This window comes from Streptomyces sp. NPDC058459 (assembly GCF_042721685.1).
Classification (GTDB): Bacteria; Actinomycetota; Actinomycetes; order Streptomycetales; family Streptomycetaceae; genus Streptomyces.
In genome coordinates, this window is sequence record NZ_JBHXLV010000292.1 from 1 (window position 1) to 5,916 (window position 5,916).

Sequence of the window (5,916 nt, forward strand, 5' to 3'; positions counted from 1 at the left end):
GGCCCTGACCGGCGGCGCCACGGTCCTAGGCCGCACGCTGGGTGGCCTGACCAACCTGTGGGATCCGCAGGCAGTCGTGATCGGCGGCGGTGTCGTGTCGTGCGGCGACCTCTACTGGCAGCCCCTGAGCACCGCATTCCGTGCCGAGCTGCTGCCCGGCCTCGCGGACGTGGCTCTCAAGCCGGCGTCCCTGGGACCCCTCTCGGCGGTGGTCGGCGCCGCGGCCCTCCCCCTCGCCCTCCTCTGAACCCAGCCGCCACCGAGTCGATCCATCCTCACCGAGCAGAAAGATGCCACGTGCCACTCGACCGTGCCCCCCTCAACCGGCGACGCCCCCGCCCCGCGCCCGACCCCGTGGACGCCATCAAGGGCGGCCTCGTCGTCTCCTGCCAGGCACGGGAAGGGGACCCGTTGCACGGAACCGCCATGATGGCCGCGATGGCTCGGGCCGCCGCGGACGGTGGCGCCGCCGGACTCCGGCTCAACGGGCCCGCGGACGTACGCGCCGTGACCTCCGCACTGACGCTGCCCGTCATCGGCCTCTGGAAGGACGGCGACGAGGGCGTGTACATCACGCCCACCGCACGGCACGCGCTCGCCGTGGCCGACGCCGGCGCCGACATCGTGGCCGTGGACGCAACCGACCGGCCCCGGCCGGACGGCCGCGGCTTCCGCGACACGGTGACCGCCCTGCACGACCGGGGCGTCCGCGTCATGGCCGACATCGCCACGGTGACGGAAGGCCTCGCGGCCCAGGAAGCGGGTGCCGACCTCGTCGGCACCACCCTCTCCGGTTACACCGAGCACACTCCCCGCACCGACGACGAGCCCGACCTGCCCCTGGTCCACACCCTGGTGGGACGGCTGGCGATTCCGGTAATCGCCGAGGGCCGCTTCCACCTGCCACACCAGGTGGCGGCCGCCTTCGACGCGGGCGCCCACGCCGTCGTCGTGGGCACCGCCATCACCGCACCGGCCTGGATCACCCGCCGGTTCGCGGCCGAGGCTCCGCGCAGGGGCTGGTAGACCGCGTCGTAGCGTGCCGTGCGGCTCCGACACGCTCGTCTCCGGACATGTCCAGGGGCGGGCCGCCTCCACGATGCGTCACCAGAACCGTCGAGAGCGAAGCTCGGCACCCGTCCGCCCACCGGCCGCCTCGGCCGCCGTCCGCCCGACGCAGCATCGCAGCGAGCGGATCGGCAGCAGGACGGGATGTGCTGCTGCCCGAACACCGTGTCCAGCGGCACACCGGGGAAGTCGGCTCAGCGCACATACGTGCACCGGGTCGTGGGGGCCGGCTCCAGGATGCGTATCGCGGTCCGGAGCGCCTACACGAAGGCCGCGTGACTCCCGCACCGTTCGGCTCGGCCAACGCCCGCGCAGGGTGATCTTCGAGTGGTCGTTGCTCCACTGTCTCGCCGGGGTGCTGGCCGCCATGCGGGGTCAGGTGCGGTTCGAGGAGCGGGTGCTCGGGGGGCTTTCCAACGACGAGATCCGTACGTTGCGCCGGGAGCGGTTCGGGTTCGTGTTCCAGTACGGCGAGTTGTTGCCGGAGCTGACCATCGAGGAGAACACCGCCCTGCGCCTGGCCGGCCGACGCAAGGGACCAGCGCTCGCGGCGGCCAGGAGATCCTCGATCTGGCGCGCTCCCGGAACACGGCCGTCATCCTGGTGACCCACGACCTCGGCATCGCCGCGCAGGCCGACGCCCACCACACGATGACCGACGGCGTGCTGAGTCCGCGAGGTGGGGAGTGAACGAGTTCCGGCTCGGTCTGCGCCTCCTGTTCGGGTCCGGTCGCGGCAACCGCATCCGCTTCTTGCTGATGGCCGTCGGCGGCTCCGTCGGCGTGTGCTGCCTGGCGCTCGTCCTCACCGTCCCGGCGATCCTCGACGCCCACGACGGCCGCGCCGCCGCCCGGCAGCCCGTCACCTCGGCCAGGGGGCCGGCCGACGGCACGCTCGTCCTCCAGCGCAACGACACCTGGGGTGCGGCGTCGTTCACCAGGGTGCTCATCGCGAAGGGAGCGGGGGGTACGCGGTCCGCTCCGCCCGGACTGGAGGAACTGCCCCTCCAGGGAACGGTTTTCGCCTCTCCGCGCCTGCACGACCTGCTGCGCGAGGCGCCCGCGGTCAAGGCGCTGCTGCCGGGCCGTGAGGCGGGCGTGATCGGGCCCGCCGGGCTCGCCCACCCCGACGAGCTGGTCATGGGGCTGGTCATCGGGGCGGCCGCGTTCCTCGTGTCCGTCACCGGCCGGGCCGTCGAACGCCGTGCGCAGGTCACCGCCGTCACCCTGATCGGGGCACGGGCGCGGACGTTGCGGGCCGTGCGGTGCGCTCAGGTCGTGCTGCCGCTGAGCCTCGGGCTGATCGTCGCCCTGGTCGCGGGCGAACTCGCCGAGTCCAGCTACCTCATCACCGGCGGCGGGACGGTCCGGTGGGACCTGGCCGGCGTCCCGCTGCTCGTACTCGCCGCGGTGGGCGTGGTGGCTCTGGCCGCGACGGGGTCCCTTCCGCTGGTGGGCCGCCGCATAAACCGGAACTGATCCGCAGGGACTGAGGTCACACAAGACCTGAAAGAGACGCTGATTCCCACCCCTCATTGACAATGCGACACGGACTGCGCTGCACTGTTCAACTCTCGCCGCAATTCACAGAAAACCCCGCCCGAGAACGGTAAGTGAATTAAAGGAGAATTCTCCGTGCCCGATGTCAGCCGTCGTAGGTTCATGCAGATTGCCGCGGGTAGCGCGGCCGCCACGCAGTTGTCCGCCGGGATCGCGCGGGCGGCGTCCATCGCACCCGCCGCGGGGAGCGGGACGCTCGCCGACGTCGAGCACGTCGTCGTGCTGATGCAGGAGAACCGGTCGTTCGACCACTACTTCGGCACGCTGAGAGGGGTGCGGGGGTTCGGGGACGCCCGGCCGGTCGGGTTGCCGTCGGGGAAGAGCGTGTTTCACCAGGTCGACGGGGCGGGGCGCGAGACGCTGCCGTTCCGGCCGGACGCGGACCGGCTCGGGATGCAGTTCATCCAGGACCTGGACCACAGCTGGGCGGGTACGCACGCGGCGTTCGACGGAGGCCTCTACGACAAGTGGATTCCCGCCAAGTCCACGACGACGATGGCTTATCTGACGCGCGCGGACATTCCGTACCATTACGCGCTCGCGGACGCGTTCACCGTCTGCGACGCCTATCACTGCTCGATGCTGAGTTCCACCGACCCGAACCGCTACTACATGTACACCGGGTATTCGGGTAATGACGGCAAGGGCGGCGGGCCGGTGCTCGGGAATGAGGAGGCCGGGTATTCCTGGACCACTTTCCCGGAAATGCTCCAGCAGGCGGGCGTCTCCTGGAAGGTCTACCAGGACACCGGCACCGGACTGGACGCGGCCGGCGGCTGGGGCTGGACCAAGGACGCGTTCATCGGCAACTACGGCGACAACTCCCTGCTCTATTTCGACCAGTACCGCAACGCCAAGCCGGGTGACCCCCTCTACGACCGCGCCCGCACCGGCACCAGAGCGTCCGGGGGCGAAGGCTACTTCGACCGCCTGCGCGCCGACGTGACCGCCGGGACCCTCCCCCAGGTCTCCTGGATCGCCGCCCCCGAAGCCTTCAGCGAGCACCCCAACTGGCCTGCGAACTACGGCGCCTGGTACATCTCCCAGGTCCTGGACGCGCTCACCTCCGACCCGGACGTATGGAGCCGCACCGTCCTGCTGCTCACCTACGACGAGAACGACGGCTTCTTCGACCACGTCGTACCGCCCTTCCCGCCCGCCTCCGCCGCGCGCGGGCTGTCCACCGCCGATGTGACGAAGGAACTGCACGGCGGCTCGTCCGGGTACGCGGCCGGACCGTACGGGCTCGGACCGCGCGTGCCCATGCTGGTCATCTCACCCTGGAGCACCGGGGGTTGGGTCTGTTCGCAGACCTTTGACCACACCTCCGTCGTGCAGTTCATCGAGAAGCGGTTCGGGGTGCGCAACCCCCATGTGTCGCCCTGGCGGCGCGCGGTGTGCGGGGACCTCACCTCGGCCTTCGACTTCTCCCGGGGCAACACCGCCGCGCCCGGCCTGCCCGACACCAGCGGGTACCGGCCGCCGAACCACTCCAACCCCGGCAACTACGTGCCCAAGCCTCCTGCCGTTGGCGCGCTGCCCAGGCAGGAACGCGGCACGCGGAGCGCGCGGGCCCTGCCGTACGACCTGGCCGTGGACACCAAGGGGGTCGGCGGGCGGATGCAGTTCACCTTCGCCGCGCTCGGCGGGGCCGGGGCCGCCTTCCACGTCACCTCGGCCACCCGTACCGACGGCCCCTGGCCGTACACCGTGGAGGCGGGCAAGAGCCTCACCGACAGCTGGGCGCTGCCGGGCACCCGTCACGACTTCTCCGTGTACGGTCCGAACGGCTTCCTGCGCCGCCAGGCAGGCACCAACGCCGCCGTGGGCCCCGAGGTCACCGCCCGGCACGACAACGCCGCCGGGCAGGTCACCCTGACCTTCGGCAACGCGGGCGGCACCCCCGTCACCTTCACCGCCACCGACGCCTACGCACCGGCCCAGCACTACACGTACACCGTGGGACCCGGCGCCTCCCGCGTCGTCCGGGGCTGGGGCGTGGCCGCCGGGAACCGTTGGTACGACATCACCGTCACCGCCGACACCGACTCCGCCTTCGTACGGCGCTTCGCCGGGCATGTCGAGACGGGGGCACCCAGCACGAGCGACCCGGCGACCGCCACGGTGTGATCAGCCCCGGTGCCTGGTCAGGGGCGAGACACGGATTGCGGGCGAGGGCCCCTTTTGCCGCGCGTCCCGGACCGCCGTTTTCCGTCCGGCGGAGGGGGGACTCGGCGCCCATGGTGCGAATCGGATACACGATGATGACCGAGCAGGCCGGGCCGCGTGAGCTGGTCGAGCATGTCGTGCGTGCCGAGGAGGCGGGTTTCGACTTCTCCGTGACGTCGGACCACTACTCCCCCTGGCTGCGCTCGCAGGGCCATGCCCCGTACGCGTGGAGCGTGCTCGGCGCGGCGGCGCGGGCCACCTCGCGGATACCGCTGATGACGTACGTGACCTGCCCGACGTTCCGCTATCACCCGGCGGTGGTGGCGCAGCAGGCGGCGACCCTGCAACTGCTGTCCGGGGACCGCTTCCGGCTGGGGCTGGGCTCCGGGGAGAACCTCAACGAGCATGTGGTGGGCCGGGGCTGGCCCGCGGTGGACGTGCGGCACGAGATGCTGGAAGAGGCGGTGGAGATCATCCACGCGCTGTTCGAGGGCGGGCAGGTCACCTACCACGGCGAGCACTACGACGTGGAGTCGGCCAAGTTGTGGGACCTGCCCGAACGGCGGCCGCCCCTGGGCATCGCCGTCTCCGGAGAGCAGTCCTGCGCGCTGGCCGGGCATCTCGCCGACCTGGTCATCGCCACCGAGCCGAAGAGGGAACTGCTGGAGGCGTTCGACCGGCACGGCGGCACCGGCAGGCCCAGTGTGGGCCAGCTCCCGGTCAGCCACGATCCCGACCGGGCCGCGGCGATCCGGCGCGCGCACGACCAGTTCCGCTGGTTCGGCCTGGGCTGGAAGGTCAACGCCGAGCTGCCGGGCCCCGATTCCTTCGAGTCGGCGACCCGGTTCGTGACCGAGGAGGACGTGGCCTCGTCCATCCCGTGCGGCGACGACCCGGCGGACTTCGTGGACGCCGTACGGCCGTACGTGGACGCCGGGTTCACGGAGGTGGCCCTGGTCCAGATCGGCGGTCCCGCCCAGCCCGCCTTCATCGACTGGTCGGAGAAGACGCTGCTGCCCGCGCTGCGGAACGCCTTCGACTGAGCGGCGGCTCGATCCGTACGGCGCCGACGCCGCCGCGCCAGGCGGCAGTTTGCCGTCACCGTCCGCTGAGCAGTAAC

General features: G+C 71.5%; 6 protein-coding genes. All 6 read left to right on the plus strand.

Annotated elements, in window-relative coordinates; genetic code table 11:
* Positions 1–247: ROK family protein (locus tag ACFWN1_RS30945; protein WP_384369296.1), on the plus strand; the 247-nt coding region annotated here is incomplete at its 5' end.
* Between the two features lie 50 nt (positions 248–297).
* The gene (locus tag ACFWN1_RS30950) at positions 298–1,026 is read left to right on the plus strand and encodes an N-acetylmannosamine-6-phosphate 2-epimerase (RefSeq protein WP_384369299.1); all 729 of its coding nucleotides are present in this window, start codon (positions 298–300) and stop codon (positions 1,024–1,026) included.
* Positions 1,027–1,384: 358 nt separating this feature from the next.
* Complete coding sequence (locus ACFWN1_RS30955) at positions 1,385–1,675, plus strand: hypothetical protein (RefSeq protein ID WP_384369302.1); 291 nt, start codon at positions 1,385–1,387, stop codon at positions 1,673–1,675.
* Between the two features lie 79 nt (positions 1,676–1,754).
* The gene (locus ACFWN1_RS30960) at positions 1,755–2,546 is read left to right on the plus strand and encodes a hypothetical protein (RefSeq protein WP_384369305.1); all 792 of its coding nucleotides are present in this window, start codon (positions 1,755–1,757) and stop codon (positions 2,544–2,546) included.
* Between the two features lie 156 nt (positions 2,547–2,702).
* Positions 2,703–4,757, plus strand: coding sequence for a phosphocholine-specific phospholipase C (locus tag ACFWN1_RS30965; protein ID WP_384369308.1), 2,055 nt, complete (start codon positions 2,703–2,705; stop codon positions 4,755–4,757).
* 110 nt (positions 4,758–4,867) lie between these two features.
* Positions 4,868–5,839 (plus strand): LLM class F420-dependent oxidoreductase, encoded by a 972-nt coding sequence (locus ACFWN1_RS30970; protein ID WP_384369311.1) that lies wholly within the window; start codon positions 4,868–4,870, stop codon positions 5,837–5,839.
* Positions 5,840–5,916 lie beyond the last annotated feature (77 nt).